General features: G+C 56.4%; 21 protein-coding genes. 17 read left to right on the top strand and 4 right to left on the bottom strand.

Annotation, left to right across the window (positions count from 1 at the left end; genetic code table 11):
• Positions 1-81: 81 nt before the first annotated feature.
• A complete protein-coding gene (ychH, locus tag DSD31_RS10155) occupies positions 82-357 on the bottom strand; it encodes a stress-induced protein YchH (RefSeq protein ID WP_004121828.1) in 276 nt (91 codons plus the stop codon).
• Positions 358-629: 272 nt separating this feature from the next.
• On the opposite strand from ychH, the gene pth reads away from it, so the two are divergent.
• Together pth and ychF are read left to right on the top strand one after the other, a co-directional pair.
• Complete coding sequence (gene pth, locus DSD31_RS10150; protein ID WP_004863551.1) at positions 630-1,214, top strand: aminoacyl-tRNA hydrolase; 585 nt, start codon at positions 630-632, stop codon at positions 1,212-1,214.
• Positions 1,215-1,331: 117 nt separating this feature from the next.
• Positions 1,332-2,426 carry a redox-regulated ATPase YchF gene (gene ychF / locus DSD31_RS10145; RefSeq protein ID WP_004863554.1) on the top strand — a complete coding sequence of 365 codons (1,095 nt, stop codon included), beginning with the start codon at positions 1,332-1,334 and terminating at the stop codon, positions 2,424-2,426.
• 390 nt (positions 2,427-2,816) lie between these two features.
• Here the strand turns inward: ychF and fraE are convergent, their stop codons facing one another.
• On the bottom strand, positions 2,817-3,860 hold the full coding sequence (fraE, locus tag DSD31_RS10140; RefSeq protein WP_004863557.1) for a fructose-asparagine asparaginase: 1,044 nt from the start codon (positions 3,858-3,860) through the stop codon (positions 2,817-2,819).
• A gap of 350 nt (positions 3,861-4,210) precedes the next feature.
• Positions 4,211-5,029, bottom strand: coding sequence for an SDR family oxidoreductase (locus tag DSD31_RS10135; protein ID WP_113991020.1), 819 nt, complete (start codon positions 5,027-5,029; stop codon positions 4,211-4,213).
• 93 nt (positions 5,030-5,122) lie between these two features.
• Here DSD31_RS10135 and DSD31_RS10130 point away from each other — a divergent pair, with 93 nt between their 5' ends.
• Entirely contained in the window at positions 5,123-6,085 is a 963-nt protein-coding gene (locus DSD31_RS10130; RefSeq protein ID WP_004863566.1) for a LysR family transcriptional regulator, read from the top strand.
• Here the strand turns inward: DSD31_RS10130 and DSD31_RS10125 are convergent.
• A complete protein-coding gene (locus DSD31_RS10125; protein ID WP_113991019.1) occupies positions 6,029-6,430 on the bottom strand; it encodes a RidA family protein in 402 nt (133 codons plus the stop codon). The genes DSD31_RS10130 and DSD31_RS10125 overlap by 57 nt on opposite strands.
• A 587-nt stretch (positions 6,431-7,017) precedes the next feature.
• Here DSD31_RS10125 and DSD31_RS10115 point away from each other — a divergent pair.
• The 14 genes from DSD31_RS10115 (at position 7,018) to DSD31_RS10050 (ending at position 19,955) form a co-directional block, all read left to right on the top strand.
• Positions 7,018-8,133: a 1-propanol dehydrogenase PduQ gene (locus tag DSD31_RS10115; protein WP_004863575.1), complete on the top strand. Its 1,116-nt coding sequence runs from the start codon at positions 7,018-7,020 to the stop codon at positions 8,131-8,133.
• A gap of 124 nt (positions 8,134-8,257) precedes the next feature.
• Complete coding sequence (pduL, locus tag DSD31_RS10110; protein ID WP_004863576.1) at positions 8,258-8,950, top strand: phosphate propanoyltransferase; 693 nt, start codon at positions 8,258-8,260, stop codon at positions 8,948-8,950.
• Positions 8,943-9,761, top strand: coding sequence for an ethanolamine utilization protein EutJ (eutJ, locus tag DSD31_RS10105; protein WP_113991017.1), 819 nt, complete (start codon positions 8,943-8,945; stop codon positions 9,759-9,761). The genes pduL and eutJ overlap by 8 nt, the downstream gene beginning before the upstream one ends.
• 11 nt (positions 9,762-9,772) lie before the next feature.
• Entirely contained in the window at positions 9,773-10,528 is a 756-nt protein-coding gene (locus DSD31_RS10100; RefSeq protein WP_044347083.1) for a hypothetical protein, read from the top strand.
• Positions 10,510-10,782 (top strand): EutN/CcmL family microcompartment protein, encoded by a 273-nt coding sequence (locus DSD31_RS10095; RefSeq protein WP_004863583.1) that lies wholly within the window; start codon positions 10,510-10,512, stop codon positions 10,780-10,782. The genes DSD31_RS10100 and DSD31_RS10095 overlap by 19 nt, the downstream gene beginning before the upstream one ends.
• Before the next feature lie 18 nt (positions 10,783-10,800).
• Complete coding sequence (locus tag DSD31_RS10090; protein ID WP_048025091.1) at positions 10,801-11,310, top strand: GlcG/HbpS family heme-binding protein; 510 nt, start codon at positions 10,801-10,803, stop codon at positions 11,308-11,310.
• A 25-nt stretch (positions 11,311-11,335) separates the two neighbouring features.
• Positions 11,336-12,547, top strand: coding sequence for a propionate kinase (gene tdcD, locus DSD31_RS10085; RefSeq protein WP_004863591.1), 1,212 nt, complete (start codon positions 11,336-11,338; stop codon positions 12,545-12,547).
• Positions 12,548-12,750: 203 nt separating this feature from the next.
• Positions 12,751-13,032: a propanediol utilization system shell hexameric protein GrpH gene (grpH, locus tag DSD31_RS10080; protein WP_004863596.1), complete on the top strand. Its 282-nt coding sequence runs from the start codon at positions 12,751-12,753 to the stop codon at positions 13,030-13,032.
• Between the two features lie 21 nt (positions 13,033-13,053).
• Complete coding sequence (gene pduB, locus DSD31_RS10075) at positions 13,054-13,839, top strand: propanediol utilization microcompartment protein PduB (RefSeq protein ID WP_015584072.1); 786 nt, start codon at positions 13,054-13,056, stop codon at positions 13,837-13,839.
• Between the two features lie 41 nt (positions 13,840-13,880).
• A complete protein-coding gene (locus DSD31_RS10070) occupies positions 13,881-15,395 on the top strand; it encodes an aldehyde dehydrogenase family protein (RefSeq protein WP_004863602.1) in 1,515 nt (504 codons plus the stop codon).
• A 25-nt stretch (positions 15,396-15,420) separates the two neighbouring features.
• Positions 15,421-15,720, top strand: a complete 300-nt coding sequence (locus tag DSD31_RS10065) for a hypothetical protein (RefSeq protein WP_004863604.1) — start codon at positions 15,421-15,423, stop codon at positions 15,718-15,720.
• 10 nt (positions 15,721-15,730) lie between these two features.
• The gene (locus DSD31_RS10060) at positions 15,731-16,306 is read left to right on the top strand and encodes a DJ-1/PfpI family protein (RefSeq protein ID WP_004863606.1); all 576 of its coding nucleotides are present in this window, start codon (positions 15,731-15,733) and stop codon (positions 16,304-16,306) included.
• Positions 16,307-16,384: 78 nt separating this feature from the next.
• Positions 16,385-18,928: a glycyl radical diol dehydratase GrpM gene (grpM, locus tag DSD31_RS10055; protein WP_113991016.1), complete on the top strand. Its 2,544-nt coding sequence runs from the start codon at positions 16,385-16,387 to the stop codon at positions 18,926-18,928.
• Between the two features lie 109 nt (positions 18,929-19,037).
• Complete coding sequence (locus DSD31_RS10050; protein WP_004863616.1) at positions 19,038-19,955, top strand: glycyl-radical enzyme activating protein; 918 nt, start codon at positions 19,038-19,040, stop codon at positions 19,953-19,955.
• Positions 19,956-19,992: the final 37 nt, after the last annotated feature.

Genomic DNA, 19,992 nt, shown 5'->3' with positions numbered 1-19,992 from the left:
GCTACCGGGCGGGCAGCTGGCTGCAGATGAACAGTTTATGTAAGCGCACCCGCCGCGAGACGGCCGGGGCGAGGAACCGGTTTAGCTATGGCGGTGCTGATCGCGACGGCAGCGTTTATCGTAATGGCGGACCCACCAGTATCTGTCGCTAACCTGTTCATGCCCGCCAACGCGCGCCCCTGCGAGCCAGAGAACGGCGCCGACAAAAATACTTAATATCGCGCCATGAGCGAAGAACTGCGGCAGGTCAAGCTGCGGAAGCTGGTTTAAAATAGAGTAACCAACGCCAACAACCATGACGACCAATCCTAAACCCATCAGTACATTACCGAGTAACGAAGCGTTTCTGCGTTTCATATGTCACCTCCGGAACCTTGGGCTACCTGGGAATATCCCCAAAACTTATAGGTCTAGTATAGACAATGGGGATAAGGTTGATTGCGTCGGTGATCACATTAGTTAATATCAAATCAACAAAAACTTACAAATAACTTACTGAACAACATCAAATTCTAATGGTTCATAAGGGTAATTATCTCTTTCCCCGCCGTTGTGGCGGCAGAATTTTGTCAACCGCCTCGGCAAACAGTACACTACGCGCCAGAGAACGACCCAAGCAGGATAGAAAAGTGACGATAAAACTGATTGTCGGCCTGGCAAACCCCGGCGCAGAATACGCGGCGACCCGGCACAATGCTGGCGCCTGGTACGTAGATTTACTGGCTGACCGCCATCGCGCCCCGCTGCGCGAAGAGAGCAAATTCTTCGGCTACACTTCGCGGATTAACCTTGCCGGCGAAGATGTCCGCCTGTTGGTCCCGACCACCTTTATGAACCTCAGCGGCAAAGCCGTGGCGGCCATTGCCACCTTCTACCGCATTAATCCGGATGAGATTCTGGTGGCGCACGATGAGCTGGATCTGCCGCCCGGGGTGGCAAAATTTAAGCTCGGCGGCGGCCACGGCGGCCACAACGGTCTGAAAGATATCATCAGCAAGCTGGGCAATAACCCCAACTTTCATCGCTTACGTGTCGGAATCGGCCATCCGGGCGATAAAAACAAAGTTGTCGGCTTTGTGCTGGGTAAACCGCCGGCGAGCGAACAGAAACTGATTGATGAAGCCGTGGACGAAGCGGCGCGTTGCACCGAGGTGTGGCTGAAAGAAGGTCTCACCAAAGCGACCAACCGTTTACACGCTTTTAAAGCGCAATAACCGGTCGACGTGCGGAATTTTTGCCGCGCACCGTGTATAATAGGCAAAGCTATTTACTTTTCTGCAATCTGTTCAGTGTAACGGGTTGATTATCCAAAGATTAAGGTGATTTAAATCATGGGATTCAAATGCGGTATCGTCGGTTTGCCCAACGTCGGCAAATCCACCCTGTTCAATGCGCTCACCAAAGCGGGTATTGAAGCGGCCAACTTCCCCTTCTGTACCATTGAGCCGAACACCGGTGTCGTGCCGATGCCCGATCCGCGTCTGGACAAGCTGGCTGAAATCGTCAAACCACAGCGCATTCTGCCGACCACCATGGAATTCGTCGACATCGCGGGCCTGGTGAAAGGCGCGTCCAAAGGCGAAGGTCTGGGTAACCAGTTCCTGACCAACATCCGTGAAACCGAAGCTATCGGTCACGTGGTGCGCTGCTTCGAGAACGACAACATCATCCACGTGAATAACAAAGTGGATCCGGCAGACGACATCGATGTGATCAACACCGAGCTGGCGCTTTCCGACCTCGATACCTGCGAACGCGCGATTCACCGCGTACAGAAGAAAGCTAAAGGCGGCGATAAAGACGCGAAAGCCGAGCTGGCGGCGCTGGAAAAATGCCTGCCGCAGCTGGAAAACGCCGGCATGCTGCGCGCGCTGAAAAACCTGACCGAAGAAGACAAGGCCGCTATCAAATACCTGAGCTTCCTGACGCTGAAGCCAACCATGTACATCGCTAACGTCAATGAAGACGGTTTTGAGAACAACCCGTACCTCGATAAAGTTCGTGAGATCGCCGCAGCTGAAGGCTCCGTAGTGGTCGCCGTGTGCGCTGCCGTCGAGTCTGATATCGCTGAACTGGACGATGCCGACCGCGATGAGTTCATGGCCGAGCTGGGTCTTGAAGAGCCGGGCCTGAACCGCGTGATCCGTGCCGGTTACGAGCTGCTGAACCTGCAGACCTACTTTACCGCGGGCGTCAAAGAAGTTCGCGCGTGGACTATCCCTGTGGGCGCGACCGCTCCGCAGGCGGCAGGTAAAATCCACACCGACTTCGAAAAAGGCTTTATCCGCGCCCAGACCATCGCCTATGAAGACTTTATCACTTACAAAGGTGAGCAAGGGGCAAAAGAAGCCGGCAAGATGCGCGCCGAAGGGAAAGACTACATCGTTAAAGATGGCGACGTCATGAACTTCCTGTTCAACGTCTAATCGTTTTTGTTGTCTCGTGAGATTTCATTGAATCTCATAGCGATTAAAAAAACCTTATAAAATCCACGCCATTGCGTGGATTTTTTTATTTTCATCGTACCGGCACATTACATGAAAGCGCGGCAGAAATATGAGCATACGCGCAAGCCAGTCGTGGTGGGAGCCAACCCGATTCAAGCCAGCGTTGACTGAGATAATCCGGCTCTGTCGTCTGGAAAGCGTCACCACGCCGCAGGTGAAAACCCCCGATCCTGCCCTGCCGCTGGAGCGGAGGCCCGGAATACGGGAGCATATCGGTGACTATCAACACAGGCATCAGTTAAACAAAGGGGTAGCCCCGAACAGGGGCCACCCCGGCTATGGCCGGTCCGGAACTATCTCCGGATGAAATTAGTAAGTGTGAAAATATTGCTGAATGAGCTGCGGATTTTTAGTTTGGGTCAGTGCCGTCATCAGCAAAATTCGCGCTTTTGCCGGGTTAAGCGAATCGGACACCAGTCCAGGCTGGCCGTCATCAACCGGAACAACACCGCTCCCCGTACGTGAGGCGCGAACAACCACGATACCGGCTTTTTCCGCCTTTTTGATTCCCGCAGCACTGCGTACAGAGACCGACCCCGCGCCGGTGCCTGCATAAATAATACCGTCTACATGATGCGCAATTGCCGCGTCGTACATATATTCAGGGTCGTCCTGATAGCCGTAGATAATGACCACTTTTGGCAATGCGTTAAGGTTACGCACATCAAATACCGAGCGTACAGTGTGAATTTTATCAACACGGGTTTCAAACTGCGGTTTACCGCTCACCATCACCCCGAGATACCCCTCTTCCGGCGCTTTGAAGGTATCCAGTGTCGTGGCATTGGTTTTGGTGACAAAACGGGCAGCGCCGATGCGATCGTTAAGAACCACCATCACTCCGCGTCCTTTCGCCTCCGGGTCAGCCGCTACAGTCACCGCTTCCAGCAGATTCATCGGGCCATCCGCGCTGATTGCCGTTGCCGGACGCATCGCGGCCGTAAACACCACCGGCTTGTTGCTTTTTACGGTCAGGTTAAGGAAGTAAGGCGTCTCATCAAGGGTGTCCGTTCCGTGGGTAATCACGACCCCATCCACATCATCGCGGGCCAACAGCTCGTTGACGCGTTTTGATAGCTTGAGGATTATCTCGCTGGTCATATTTTCACTGCCAATGTTTGCCAGCTGCTCTCCATCAACGCGAGCCACTTTACTCATCTCAGGCACGGCATTAATCAACGTCTGTACGCCAATTGCTCCGGCTTTATATCCTGTAGTCTGAGTATTACTCGCCGCCGAGCCGGCGATGGTACCGCCAGTAGCAAGGATTACAATATGCGGCAGATGCGTCTCACTTAACGCGAAAGTACTTATTGTCAGCAATGCCATTGCCAGTAATGCGCTAAATTTCATATTTACTCATCCCAAAAAGATAAAATTAAAATTCACCAGGTACTATTGCAAAAGACTTGCCAGGAGGAATTTTCTTTTTATCTGCAGATATGATTAACTTTCAGGCAAAAAAAGGGATTTTAATCATTTTGCGCACGCTGCTGGTGCAGCGATGAACGAAAAGCGGGCAGAAAAACTCACCATCCGGCCTAATTCACTTATCTCATCAAGCAGCGCTTACCTTTACCAGCAGGTTAGCTGCGGCAGCTAAGATTTCAGCGGCAGAACGGTTGTTTTCAGTAAAAACCAAACGAAATAAAAATGCTCGCTCCTGCTTCTTTGCAGATGGTGTGTATATTACCCACGGACAATCACGCATCTTTATCCACACTTAGCGCCAGCGCGCGGGTATCCTCCAGCACCTGTAACCGACTGTTCAGCGCCTCGTTGATAGATCGGTACGCCTTACTGCCCAGCGCCAGGCGAAACGGCGGCGCTTCCCCACTCGCGGCATCGATGATGACAGCGACGGTTTTTGACGCATCGCCGTTAATAGCGAGAGTTCCCTGCGCCAGACCGCGACGCACTTCGCCGGCGGGCGTGTTGTCATAACAAGCCATCGGCGCAGCCGTATCCAGTCCGCCCGCAAAATTCGTCGCCGTCGGGCCGGGCTCGGCAATCATAAAATCGATGCCAAAAGGCGCCACTTCCTGGGCGACGGATTCAATAAATCCTTCAATCCCCCATTTGGTAGCGTGATAAAGGCTGAAATTCGGCCAGGCAATCTGCCCGCCTTCTGACGATATCTGCACAATACGTCCGCCTCCCTGCCGACGCAGAGCGGGTAACGCGGCCCGAATAAGCTGAATCGGGCCGATGAGATTGGTGGCAATCTGCCGGTCAATCTGGGCATCGCTCACCTCTTCCGCCGCGCCGAAGAGCCCGTATCCCGCATTACTGACCAGCACATCGATACGCCCGGCGAAGTCGAATGCCTGCTGCACCGTCCGGCGTACAGCGTCAGTATCCGTAACGTCCAGCAGCAGGATATGAAGCCGCCCATTGTATTGCGCCTGCAGATCATCCAGCGCGCCGGATTTGCGTAGGGTAGCAATCACTTTGTCGCCCCGCGCCAGCAGGCGTCCGAGACCGGTTGAAGTACCGGTAATTAACCAGGTTTTGCTGCTCATCGTTATCCTCCAGAAAAGTCTTTAACTCGCCGATACAGGATATGGCATGATGATTAGCACGATAAGACTCAACAAATGGCATGAAGAGGTGAAATGAAATCACCAGTTAAAACCCCGACGCTTTCCGATCTGAAAGCCTTTATCGCCGTAGCGGAACAGCGTAGTTTTCGTCGTGCAGCCGATTTTTCCGGCGTGACTCGTTCCACGTTAAGCCATGCCATTCGCGGGCTGGAATCGCGTCTGGGCGTCCGTCTGTTACATCGCACCACCCGCAGCGTGGCGCTGACCGAGGCCGGAGAGGCGCTGCTGCGGCGCATTTCACCGCACCTCAACGGGCTGGAACAAGCGCTGGAAGAGATCGCCGATACCCAAGGACAGGCCGTGGGCACGCTGCGTATCAATGGCGGAGAGGAAGCTATTCACCTGCTGCTGCAGACAATTGTGCCGGACTATATGACACGGTATCCCGGCGTGTCGCTGGATCTGGTGGTAGATGGCCGGCTGGTAGATATTGTCGCCGAAGGTTTTGATGCGGGGATCCGTCTGGCGGAAGACGTCCCTGCGGATATGGTGGCCGTGCGTTTTGGCGAAGATGTGCGGTTTCTGGCGGTGGCGTCGCCGTCGTACCTGCGCCAGCATCCTGCTCCCGCGAGCCCGGACGATCTGGCCCACCATCAGTGCATTCGCCAGCGTTTACCCAGCGGTAAACGCTACCGCTGGGAGTTTTCCCGCCACGGTCAAAGCATCCTGCTGGATGTGCCCGGAACGCTGACGCTAAACAGTTCGCCGCTGATGGTAGACGCCGCGATCAACGGTCTGGGGATCGCGTATGTCCCGGATGTACACGCCCGCGCAGCGCTGGCGGATGGCCGACTGGTCACCGTACTTGAGCCATGGTGCCCGCCGATTCCGGGTTTGTGCCTCTGGTTTCCGGCCAACCGACATATGCCCGCCAGCCTGCGCGCACTGATCGATCTCATTAAAGAGCGGAACCGATTTTCATTGCCGCGAGGGCAAGCGGGCGGTGACCTTGATTTCAAAACGGAAGCCATATAGCCAGCTCACGCCGACGCCCGTCAGCGTCGGCCAGGGGGCATCTCCCCAGTATTCCGGCAACACCTTCCAGAGCGTGTCGAGAGTCGATTGCGCATCGACCAGATAGATGGTGACATCAATCACATCGGCAAACGTACAATCTGCGGCCGTCAGCACCGCATTAAGGTTATCGAACGCCCGGCGGATCTCCTGCTCCAGCCCGGGTTCCGCTGAACCATCTTCCCGACTTCCTACCTGACCGGAAACAAACAGAAAATCGCCGGATTTAACCGCCGGAGAGTAACGGTTCTGCTCATACAGCGCCTGCTGCCCGGCGGGGAATACGATATCTTCTGGCTTTCTCATCTTTTATCCTGCTCTGACCTGTAAGGGTTCAGGGATGATAAGCGCCAGCATCTGCTGGCGCTATGCCCGCAGACTGGCATGAGCCGGTGAATATTTTTCACCTGGAGAGGGTAACGGTGGCTCATTGCGGAATGGCAACAAAACCCATGCCGGGCAGACAGGAGAAGTTGAAACCGCTCATCTGACCGCAACAACGCCGGGCAGTGGCAGGACGTTAACCCGTAACGGCGGAGCGAACAGATCGGGAACACATGCAGCGACAGCACAGTAGGGTCACGCAATGCCTTCAGCGTAGAAACTATCACCTGGCCTCAGCACCGCCAGCGCCTCACGCATGCCAGAATTCCGGTCCCGACCCGTATCAGGGTCAGGGCCAGGGCCAGGGCCAGGGCCAGGGCCAGAGACCATCGCTGGCGCGATGCATCCCTGCACTTTTTTGTCCGCAATAAAAGAGTACCGCAACGAAATCCTGACTTAGCACAAGCATAGCCAGCTTCTTATTCATCCCCCCATGACACAATACGCTCTCTTTTTACATCCGGCATTTGCCTCCCCGCAATCCGCCCAACGGATAAGGTAATCGAAAGATGGCGAGCTATTTCTTTTCTCTTCCTGACGTCTATTTTGGTGAAAACGCAATTCAAACCTTGCGTCGGCTGAACCATAAAAAGGTGGCGATTGTGACCGACAGCTTTATGGTGAGCTCCGGTAAAACACGCGACCTGATTAATGAAATGCCGCAGGCCTGCGTCTCTATTTTTAGCGAGGTGAAACCCGACCCGAGCGTGGAGATCCTGCACGCCGGCGCCGCACAGTTTAAAAGTTTTAAACCGCAGGTCATTATCGCGCTGGGCGGCGGCTCCGCTCTTGATGCCGCTAAAGGGATCAAGGTTACGCTGGAAGAGTTCCTCCCCGGCCACGCCATAGAACTTATCGCCATTCCGACCACCAGCGGTTCCGGTTCCGAAGTCACCTCCTACGCCATCATCTCCGATCCGCAAAACGGCCGAAAATATCCGCTGATTGCCGATGAACTGATCCCGGACTGCGCCATCCTTGACCCAAACCTGGTTCTCTCGGTTCCTCGTCAGGTCGCGGTGGATACCGGCATGGACGTCCTGACCCACGCCATTGAGGCGCTGGTTTCGACGGGGGCCAATGATTTTAGCGACGCGCTCGCCGAGAAAGCCATTGCGCTGGTCTGGCAACACCTGCCCGACGTTTTTAGCGATGAGAATAATATTACGGCGCGGGGCCATATGCACAACGCCTCCTGCATGGCCGGCATGGCGTTTAATTCGGCGGGGCTGGGATTAGTGCACGGTATGGCGCACGCTATCGGCGGGATGTTGCATATCCCACACGGCAAAATTAACGCCATGCTGCTGCCGTTGATTATTGAGCACAATGCCCGCCACGCCCCGCACGCGCGGATGAGATACCTGAAATGCGCCGCCATTATGGGCATCCAGGCCGCCACGCCGGAGCAAACTCTGCGCGCGCTAATCGGCAGCATTCGCGATATGAATCACCATTTTGGTATTCCCGCCACACTGCAGGCGCTGGGAAAAGACCGGACGGCAGTGGAATCCCTGCGTCAGGCGCTGATCGCGGCGACCTTAGGGGATGGCTGCACGCAAACCAATCCCTGCCAGCCCCGCGCCGCTGATGTAGACCGCTTGCTGACCGCCATCGCCGGCTAAATCTGGACAAGATTGTCCTGCGCCCGGCGGACCGTCAAAAAAGTCCTGCGCAACAGCAAAAAGGCCAACGCGGGACTGAATATGCTTGTATCGCACCTTTCATCACTTTCAGGTTGTTGACGCTATGAATGACACCCAGCAGCAAGCCGAATTAATCACCCGGGAAATTCTTCAGGAACTCAAGTCCCGTGGCCCCGGGGCGGCGGCCGGTGCCCCACTCGCCGCACAGACGTTGCGTATCCCCGTTGGCATCTCTAACCGCCACGTTCATCTGAGCCGGGAAGATATGGACATTCTGTTTGGCTATGGCACCACCCTCACCCGCATGAAGGCGGTCAAACAGCCGGGCCAGTATGCCGCCGAAGAGACGGTGACTCTGCGCGGACCAAAAGGGGAGCTGACCAGAGTACGCGTCCTTGGCCCGCTGCGCAGCGCCACCCAGGTTGAAATCTCCGTCTCCGACAGCTTTATCCTCGGCGTCAAAGCCCCCCTAAGAATGTCCGGCGATCTACAGGACTCGCCGGGGATCGAGATTATTGGCCCGCGCGGACGGGTCAGCAAAACGGATGGCGCTATTGTCGCCTGGCGCCATATTCATATTTCGCCCGCCGACGCCGAGCGCCACGCCCTGCGCGACGGGATGGAGATTGACGTGCGTATCGACGGCTATCGCGGCGGCATTCTCAGCCACGTGGTGGTCCGGGTGAGCGCGGATGCGGTGCTGGAAATGCATGTTGATGTTGAGGAGGCCAACGGCTTTGGCTTGCGTAACGGCGACTGCGTCCAGCGCGCGTTTGCGGAACGCCACCATGACTGACAGCACAGCAACCAGGCGGCTGAACGCATTGGCGGAGCTGGTCAGCCTGGGCGGATGCCGCGCCTGGGCAGGCGCGCTGAAAGTGGGTGTCGATCCGGGCACGGCCAATATCGCCGTGGTTGTGCTGGATGAAAACGATAACCCCGTCGCCGGCATCAGCCATCCTTCACGGGCGGTGAAAGACGGCGTGGTGGTGGATTTCCTGACCGCCAGCCGGGTGGTGAGCGGGCTGAAAACAGCGCTCGAAGAGCGCCTCGGATGCCCCCTCACCCGCGCGGCGACGGCCATCCCGCCGGGAATCACCGCCGGGAACACTAAAGTGATCGTCAATATGGTGGAGGCCGCCGGACTGGAGGTGACCGACGTGGTTGATGAACCGCTAGCCGCCGCGCTGGCCTTAAACATTCGCCACGGCGCGGTGGTTGATGTGGGCGGCGGGACAACCGGGATCAGCATTCTGCGCGACGGCAACGTGATTTTCAGCGCCGATGAGCCGACCGGAGGCAACCATATGACCCTGGTACTCGCGGGCGCCCTGGGCATGCCTTTTGCCGAAGCGGAAGCGTTGAAAAAGTGTCCGGAGGAGGAGGAACAGATCTTTACCGTGGTCCGTCCGGTGGCTGAAAAGATGGCTCATCTGGTCGCCGGCTGGCTGGCGGGCTATCCGGTCGACGACATTTACCTGGTCGGAGGCGCCAGCAGCTTCCGCCAGTTTGCCGACGTCTTTCGCCACGCCACCGGCAAACGGGTCATTCAGGCGCAGCAGCCGCTGCTGGTGACGCCGCTTGGCATCGCCATGCGCAGCCGCTGAGGAGAACCACAATGGATGCACAGCAACTCTCACACCGGCTCGACAGCCTCATTGCAGACCTGCTGGCTCAACGCCGGCGGCGCCTGCAAGACCACGGCAAGGTTATGCGCGTGGTATTAAGCGGCGAGGATCTCGCCACGCTCCCGACGACGCTGGATTGTCTGACGGCACTGAACCGGCGCGGCTATCTCCTGGTGATGACCTTTTCCCATAGCGCCATCCAGGCGTCGTTGCACTCCACCTGCCTGGAGGCTCTGGCGCATCGCGATGTTGAGGCGCTGTGCGACGACCGGGATCCCTGCCCGACAGAAGAGACGTTCAGCGGCCTGTATCTGCCCTCGCTGTCCACCAACAGCCTGAGCAAAATCGCCTTAGGTATTCGCGATAACCGGGTGTGTCGCTGGGTTTTTCACGCCCTGAGTCTGGCCAGGCCTATCATCGTCACGCTCAATACCGAATGCCGGGATGACGCCGCCAGCCAGCTCCCCCCGGCATTGCGGGCACGGCTGGCCGGTTACGTCGCCACTCTCGGGGAGTATGGCATCACGATTATCGGCCGCCCCACGGCGAACCCGGCACAGAGGCCGACGGCGCCCGGCGGTAAACCGCTGATCACGCTCAGCGATGTGCGCCAGCACCCCGCAGGCGCGGTCCTGTCGGTTGGACACCGGACGCTCATCACTCCCGCCGCACGCGATGAAATTCGCGACCGCGGTATTGTCATGGTGCAGAGCCACCAGGAGGAAATATGTATCTGGCAAAAGTAACCGGGGCACTGGTGTCGACGACCAAACATGCTTCGCTCAATGGCGCAAAGCTGCTGATTGTCGCCCGCCTGGATGAACACTATCAGCCCACCGGCACGGCGCAGGTCGCCGTCGATTTTGTCGGCGCCGGAAACGGGGAAACGGTCATCGTCACCACCGGTAGCTCCGCGCGGATGACCACCAGCAAAGAGCACTCGGTGATTGATGCTGCCGTAGTCGGCATTGTTGACTCGCTCGATCTTAACGGCCAGTAAGCGCCACGGAGGAAAAACATGCACACCCCCCCGAACGCCGAACTGGATCGCCGTATCAACGCGGCCATTTCGCGTCAGTTAGCGCCGTCTCCGGCCTCGCTGACGCTGACGGACGCGGCATTACTGGCGCACTGTGCCATCGATGCCGCGAACAACGCGAATGTGCCCATTGTTTTTAGCCTGGTGGATACCCACGGCCTGCAGCGCTACTTCGTTAGTCAGGATAACGCCCTGCTCATCAGCCATACGCTGGCCACGCAAAAAGCATGGACCGCCGTGGCGCTCAGGATGCCGACCCACCGACTCGCGGCCGACGTATTACCTGGCGCCAGCCTGTACGGCTTGTCGCATACGCAAGGTCTTTGCTGCTTTGGCGGCGGGCTGCCCTGCTGGTCGGCCGGCGTGCTGCTCGGCGGTATCGGCATCAGCGGCGGGAGCGTCGAGGAAGATATCGCGATTGCCACGCAGACTCTGGCGCGCTTCAGCCGCGAGCGATTTTTGCTCACACCATTCAATGAATCTCTCTAAAAAACGGATACAGACAGGGGTCATCATGTCGTCAGCATCACTGGTTCTGGTTATTAACTGTGGTTCATCTTCTCTCAAGTTCTCCGTCATCCCGCGCAATCAGGAGACCCCGGTGCTCTCCGGGCTGGCCGAAAAGCTGGGGCTACACCAGGCCTGCATTACCTTTAACGATGCGCAAGGGAAGACGACCAGCGGGTTGCCTGACGGTGCCAGCCATACCTGCGCGCTGGAGGCGCTGTTCGCCCGGCTCGCAGAGCAGGGGCTGCTGCCGCAGGTCTGCGCCATCGGTCATCGGGTGGCGCACGGCGGGAATGATTTCAAACATTCGGTGCGGCTCACGGCGTCGGTCATCGAGCGTATCCGTGAACTGTCGGCGCTGGCACCGCTGCACAATCCCGCCAACCTGATTGGCATTGAAGCCGCCATGGCGCTGTTACCCGCGCTGCCGCAGGTGGCGGTGTTTGATACCGCCTTTCATCAGACGCTACCGCCGGAAGCCTATACCTATGCCATCCCGCTGGAGTATTTACACCAGCATCAGGTCAGACGCTATGGCTTCCACGGCACCTCCCATCGCTTTATCGCCGCCGAAGCCGTCGCGCGCCTGGGTCTCAACCCCGCTAACCACGGCCTGCTTATTGCCCATCTCGGCAATGGCTCGTCAGTCTGCGCGGTGAAAAACGGGCAGAGTGTCGACACTTCGATGGGCATGACGCCGCTTGAAGGGCTGGTGATGGGAACGCGCTGCGGCGATCTGGATTTTGGCGCCGCGGCCTATATTGCCCGCTGCACCGGACAGACTATCGAATCACTTTACAAGATGGTCAATAACGAGGCGGGATTGTTCGGTCTGTCGGGTCTTTCCAGCGATTGCCGCACGTTACAAGAGGCGCGCGACAACGGCGATCCCCGGGCCACCCTCGCGATTGATGTCATGGTTCACCGGCTTGCCCGCCACCTTGGCGCCCATCTCGCTTCGCTGCATCGCTTTGACGCGCTGATCTTTACCGGCGGCATCGGGGAAAACTCGGCGCTGATCCGCGAGCTGACCGCCGAACGGCTGGCGATATTTGGCGTGCAGCTTGACGCCGCGCGCAATGCGCAAATGTTTGCCGGCCGGCAGGGCATTATCTCGCGCCCCGGCTCACCGATTGTGGCGGTCATTCCCACCAATGAAGAGCGGATGATTGCCGAGGATGCGGCCGCGCTTGCCCCCTTGCTGGAAGGCGCGGCCTGAGCGCGTCCTGAAAGTAGTCATACGGGGAGGATTTTATTGTCCAGCTGAAAACGGGAAAACAAGAAAGTCTCTCTGCCGGGCAAAACATTTTGTCTCTGACGCAATAACATCGTAGTGCATGAATTTATTAAGTCTATGAACTCAACCTTTATCGGTTAATTCATAACTTGCTTTTACTCTCACCTGGAAATATTGAGGTCGTTATGCAACAAGAAGCATTAGGTATGGTTGAAACAAAAGGTCTGGTTTCCGCAATTGAAGCCGCAGATACCATGGTTAAATCCGCTAACGTCACCCTGGTCGGTTATGAAAAAATTGGTTCCGGGTTGGTTACCGTCATGGTGCGCGGCGACGTCGGCGCAGTCAAAGCGGCAACGGACGCAGGCTCAGCGGCGGCAGGTAAAGTCGGTGAACTGGTCTCCGTACATGTGATTCCGCGCCCACATATTGAAGTGGAAAAAATCCTGCCGAAAGCTGTCAGTTAATAAAGCCAGAGGATACCGACCATGAGAGATAATCTTGTTGAGCAGATTATATCTGAAGTAATGCACAAACAGACTGATGATCGCGCAAATAATAAAACGCCGGCCAGCTTTATCGGTTGCGGTTTAACTGAATTTGTCGGAACGGCCCTCGGGCATACCATTGGATTAGTTATTGCCAATGTTGATCATCAATTACATGAAGTCATGAATATCGACAAGAAATATCGCTCTATCGGTATTCTTGGCGCCCGGACCGGGGCCGGCCCGCATATATTTGCCGCGGATGAGGCCATTAAAGCCACCAACAGTGAAATTCTCTCTATTGAGCTGGCTCGCGATACCGAGGGCGGCGGTGGGCATGGTTGCCTGATCATTTTCGGCGCCTCCGATGTCTCCGATGTTCGTCGCGCGGTTGAAGTCGCGTTGGGCGAAATTCAACGCACCATGGGCGATGTTTATGGCTCGCCGGCCGGTCATCTGGAGTTCCAGTACACCGCCCGCGCCAGCAGCGCGCTCAATAAAGCCTTCGGTGCCCCGCTGGGTAAATCTTTCGGCATGACCTGCGCTTCACCGGCGGCGATTGGCGTGGTAGTCGCCGACGCCGCAGCCAAAGCCGCCGTCATCGAGCCGGTGGGTTACGCCAGCCCGGCGCACGGCACCAGCTTCAGTAACGAAGTGATCTTCACGTTTGCCGGTGATTCCGGCGCGGTACGCCAGGCGGTCATCGCCGCCAGAGACGTCGGGAAACAGCTGCTGGCTACGCTCGATCCGGCGCCGATCAAATCGACCACGACGCCGTACATTTGATGGTGGCACCCACGAGCGAAGCGAAGTAAGGAAGATACAGCATGAACGATCTTGATATTACTCAGGCCGTCTCCCGCGTGCTGAGTAAATATACCAAAACGACGGCACCAGCGCCCGAACAGCCTGCGCCGGCAGCCGCCACACCGTTCGATCGCGGCAGCATCGACGCGATTGTGGCCAGCGTACTGGCAAGCCAGGCCGGAGCCGCTCCCGCAGCGCCTGTCGACGGGAGCGCCGGTGACGGTGTTTTTGCCACCATGGATGCCGCGATTACCGCGGCACAGCAGGCGTACATCCAGTATCGCCACTGCTCAATGCAGGATCGCGCCCGCTTTGTTGACGGCATTCGCCAGTTTTTCCTGCAGGAAGAGATTTTGCACGCGCTCTCGACCATGGCGGTGGAAGAGACCGGAATGGGAAATTATGCCGACAAGATGGTGAAAAACCGCGTTGCCGCGCAAAAAACCCCAGGAGTTGAAGATCTCATCACCGCCGCAATCAGCGGAGATGGCGGCCTGACGCTGACCGAATACTCCGCCTATGGCGTCATTGGTTCGATCACCCCGACCACCAATCCGACCGAGACCATTATCAACAATACTCTCGGTATGCTGGCCGCCGGCAACGCCGTGGTCTTTAGCCCGCATCCGCGTTCGCGCCAGGTGTCGTTGTACTGCGTCACGCTAATCAATCAACAGCTGGCCCGACTTGGCGCCCCCGCCAGTCTGGTGGTCACGGTCGCCAGCCCGTCGATTGACAACACCAATGCCTTAATCGGCGACGCGCGTATCAATATGCTGGTCGCCACCGGCGGGCCGGCGATAGTGAAAACCGTGATGTCGTCCGGTAAGAAAGCGATTGGCGCCGGCGCGGGCAATCCTCCCGTTGTGGTTGATGAAACCGCCAATATCGAGAAAGCCGCCCGCGATATCATCAACGGCTGCAGCTTCGATAACAACCTCCCCTGCGTGGCGGAAAAAGAGGTCATTGTCGTCAATGAAGTGGCGGACTATCTCATCCACTGCATGAAAAAAAGCGGCGCCTGGCTGCTGTGCGACAAACAACATATTCAGCAGTTACAGGCGCTGGTGCTGAATGAAAAAGGAAACGGCCCGAGTACCGCATTGGTGGGGAAAGATGCGCGCTACATTCTGCAGCAAATCGGTATCAGCGTGCCGGAGGAGATCAAAGTTATCCTGATTGAAACCGAACGTGACCATCCATTCGTGCTGCACGAACTTATGATGCCGGTTTTGCCGGTGGTCAGAGTGGAGAACGTCGATGAAGCGATCGATCTGGCGGTGAAAGTTGAACATGGTCATCGTCACACGGCCATGATGCACTCTACCAACGTTGAAAAACTGACCAAAATGGCGCGGCTGATCCAGACCACTATTTTTGTCAAAAATGGCCCGTCATATGCCGGGTTGGGCGTTGGCGGCGAAGGACATGCGACATTTACCATTGCCGGTCCGACCGGTGAAGGCCTGACCTCAGCACGCTCCTACGCCAGGCACCGTCGCTGCGTGATGGTTGAAGCGCTCAATATTCGTTGACTGAAGCAGGATGGCTGACTCGATCATGAAAAAACGCATTATCAACGCGCCGACGCCGGAAACGCTCGCCATGCTGAAAAGGCGGATGCCTTCGGAATCTCGCAACCGGCTGGAAAGTATCCGCATCGACGCTATCGGGTTGATTATGTTGCCGGTACCGGATCTGTACTTTTACGCCGATCTGGCAAGTAAAAGCGCACATGTTGCGGTATCGGAGATCTTTGGCAGCTGTCCGCAGCATATCACGACGCTGGCGCTGTTCGGCGAGATCGCCGCAGTGAATGAAGCCATGCGTATTATTGAGGATGATGACAGTACGTTCTGAGAGTTCGCTTATGAAAAGAATTTTGCTTCTGGCAGGCGATTTCTCTGAAGACTATGAAGTCATGGTGCCATGGCAGGCATTAAGCATGTTAGGTTTCAGAGTGGATGTGGTGTGCCCCGGGAAACGCTGTGGGGAATATATAAAGACCGCGATTCATGATTTTGAGGGCGATCAAACCTATAGCGAAAAACCGGGCCATCTGTTCCGCTTAACCGCCTCTTTTGATGAAGTCAGGATACAGGAATATTGTGGAATATATCTTGCCGGCGGCCGCGCTCCGGAATATTTACGTCTCAACCGGATGGTATTAAATATCATCCACTGTGCCAATAATATTGCGCTACCGATTGCCGCTATATGTCATGGACCACAAATTCTGGTTGCTGCCGGCATATTAAAAGGCAAAACGCTGACGGGATATTTCACCTTAAAGCCTGAAGTTGAAATGGCTGGCGGCATCTGGGTGAGCGCCGCAGACCACGAGGCGGTACATGACGGCAATCTTGTCACCGCGACGACCTGGATGGCGCACCCGGAAATATTACGTCAATTTATTAGTTTAATCGGCAGCAACACTATTAGCTAGCGTACCCGGCCCTACCGTCAGGTAAAAAAACTCAGGTGTGGAAAAACCCCACGCTTATATCATTTCGGGAGTTATTGTATGTTAGAGAAAGGCTTTACTCATCCGACCGATCGTGTAGTAAGACTCAAAAATATGATTCTGCATGCTAAACCGTATGTAGAATCTGAACGTGCGGTGCTGGCAACCGAGGCATATAAAGAAAATGAGCAGCTTCCCGCTATTATGCGGCGGGCAAAAGTCGTTGAGAAAATATTTAACGAACTGCCGGTCACTATTCGCCCTGACGAGTTAATCGTCGGCGCCGTCACGATTAATCCACGTTCGACAGAAATTTGTCCTGAATTCTCTTATGACTGGGTCGAAAAAGAGTTCGACACCATGGCGCACCGCGTTGCCGACCCGTTCATCATTGAGAAAAAAACCGCCGATGAGCTCCACCAGGCCTTTAAATACTGGCCGGGTAAAACCACCAGTTCGCTCGCCGCCTCCTATATGTCCGAAGGGACAAAAGAGAGCATGGGCAACGGCGTTTTCACCGTCGGCAACTACTTCTTCGGCGGTGTCGGACACGTCAGCGTCGACTATGGCAAGGTACTGAAAATCGGCTTTCGCGGGATCATCGATGAAGTCACCCGCGCGCTGGAGAAACTCGATCGCAGCACCCCCGATTACATCAAAAAAGAGCAGTTCTACAACGCCGTTATTCTGAGCTATCAGGCGGCAATCAATTTCGCCCATCGCTACGCGCAGGAAGCCTCGCGCCTTGCCCGTGAAGAACGCGACCCAACCCGTCAGCGCGAGCTGGAACAGATTGCCAGCAACTGTACCCGCGTGCCGGAATATGGCGCGACAACCTTCTGGGAAGCCTGCCAGACCTTCTGGTTTATTCAGAGCATGCTGCAGATTGAATCCAGCGGCCACTCAATTTCTCCCGGCCGTTTCGATCAGTACATGTATCCGTATCTGGCGGCAGATACCGCCATCAGCAGCGAATTTGCCCAGGAGCTGGTGGACTGCTGCTGGATCAAGCTAAACGATATCAACAAAACCCGCGATGAGGTTTCTGCCCAGGCCTTCGCCGGCTACGCCGTGTTCCAGAACCTGTGCGTCGGCGGTCAGACGGAAGACGGCCGTGATGCCACCAACCCGTTAACCTACATGTGCATGGAAGCCACGGCCCACGTGCGTTTGCCGCAGCCCTCTTTCTCGATTCGCGTCTGGCAAGGCACGCCGGATGAGTTTCTCTATCGCGCCTGCGAGCTGGTCCGTCTGGGACTTGGCGTACCGGCCATGTACAACGATGAAGTGATTATCCCGGCGCTGCAAAACCGCGGCGTCTCGCTGCATGATGCCCGCGACTATTGCATCATTGGCTGCGTGGAGCCGCAGGCGCCACATCGCACCGAAGGCTGGCACGACGCGGCGTTCTTCAACGTCGCGAAGGTCCTGGAGATTACCCTTAACAACGGCCGCTCAGGAAACAAACAGCTTGGCCCGATGACCGGTGAGATGACCCAGTACACCAGCATGGATGACTTCTATGCGGCCTTCAAAAAACAGATGGCGCACTTTGTGCACCAGCTGGTCGAAGCGTGCAACAGCGTCGACATCGCCCACGGCGAACGCTGCCCTCTGCCGTTCCTGTCCGCTCTGGTCGATGACTGCATTGGCCGTGGTAAATCCCTGCAGGAAGGCGGCGCGATTTACAACTTTACCGGCCCACAGGCGTTCGGCATTGCCGATACCGGCGACTCCGTCTACGCCATCCAAAAACAGGTGTTTGAGGATCGCCGCCTGACGCTCCAGGAACTGAAGGGCGCGCTGGACGCCAACTTCGGCTACCCGGTCGGCGGCACCGCGCATAGCGCGGCGGCAAAATCCTCTCTCGGCGAGCAGGATATTTACGAAGTGGTCAAACGCATTATCGACCGGCACGGCTCGCTGAACCCGGCAGAGATTAAAAACGAAGTCTATCGTCAGCTCGCCAGCACCAGTCCGGCCCCATCGGCAGGCAATCCGCGTTATGAAGAGATTCGCCATATTCTGGAAAATACGCCGTGTTTTGGTAACGACATCGACGACGTGGATCTTGTCGCCCGCCAATGCGCGCTGATCTACTGTCAGGAAGTGGAGAAGTACACCAACCCACGCGGCGGACGTTTCCAGGCCGGTATCTATCCGGTGTCGGCGAACGTGCTGTTTGGTAAAGATGTGAGCGCCCTGCCGGACGGTCGCCTGGCGAAAGAGCCGCTTGCCGACGGCGTATCGCCGCGCCAGGGGAAAGATACCCTCGGCCCGACCGCCGCAGCCAACTCGGTAGCCAAACTGGATCACTTTATCGCCTCGAACGGAACGCTCTACAACCAGAAATTCCTGCCCTCCTCGCTGGCGGGGGAAAAGGGTCTGCGAAACTTTGGCGGTCTGGTGCGTAACTACTTCGATAAGAAAGGGATGCACGTACAGTTTAACGTTATCGATCGCAACACGTTGCTGGAGGCGCAGAAAAATCCGCAGCAGCATCAGGACCTGGTGGTTCGCGTTGCGGGCTATAGCGCGCAGTTCGTGGTACTGGCGAAAGAAGTCCAGGATGACATCATCAGCCGCACCGAACAGCAATTCTGATTTTGCCTGACCTGCCAGGGCCATACGGCAACGTATGGCCCTTTATCAGACCCGATTTTAGCGGCTGACTTGCTGTTGCCTGGTGGTCGCTTTGTTGACGAGTGATGTTATGAACAGAGTCGAATACGATACCGAAGGCGTGTTATTCAATATTCAACGCTACTCCCTGCATGATGGCCCCGGCATCCGCACGATCCCCTTTTTTAAAGGCTGTCCGCTGGCCTGTAAGTGGTGCAGCAACCCGGAATCACAGCGCCCGCAGCCCGAGTTAATCTATAAAAAAAGCGACTGTATCCGCTGCGGAAAATGCGTGGAGGTCTGTCCGCAGCGGGCGCTTTCTCCGGGCAATCCGTTCTTTATCGACCGCGAACGCTGTATTCAGTGCGGCCAATGCACCGCGGTTTGCCCGACTCAGGCGCTGGAAATGAAAGGCAAACGTATGACCGTCAGCGAGGTGATCCGTGAGCTGCAGAAAGAAGAGAACTTATTTCGACGCTCCGGCGGCGGAATTACCCTCTCAGGCGGTGAACCGCTGGCGCAGCCGGTGTTTGCTCGCGAGCTCCTGAAAGCCTGTAAGGCCAAAGGCTGGCACACGGCGATGGAAACGACGGGAATGACCAGCAAAGCGGTGATTGAGGACGTCTTTCCGTGGGTCGATCTGGCATTAACGGATATTAAGGCCGTGAACCCGACTATTCATCAACTTAATACGGGTGTTGATAACCGTACGATTCTGGAAAACCTGATTCGGATCTCCTTTATCACTCACGTTATTGTGCGCATCCCGGTGATTCCCGGCGTTAACGACAGCCCGGAGGAGATTCGCAGCATTGCTGAATTTGCCCGCCTGATGTCTGGAGTGGACACGATTCACCTACTGCCTTATCACACCTTTGGCGAAAATAAATATACCCTGCTGGGCCGTATTTATCCCATGGGCGATGCCGGTTCGCACTCCGAAGACAAAATGGCCAGCCTGAAAAAAATCGTTGAATCGATGGGATTTCATTGCCATATCGGCGGCTAATCCTGACAACACAAAAAAAAGATTTCGCGCTCTTATC

The sequence above is a fragment of the Klebsiella sp. X13 genome, assembly GCF_003323835.1.
GTDB lineage: Bacteria > Pseudomonadota > Gammaproteobacteria > Enterobacterales > Enterobacteriaceae > Klebsiella > Klebsiella ornithinolytica.
The sequence above is the reverse complement of the archived record's forward strand: the minus strand, read 5'-3'. Positions and strand labels throughout refer to the sequence as shown.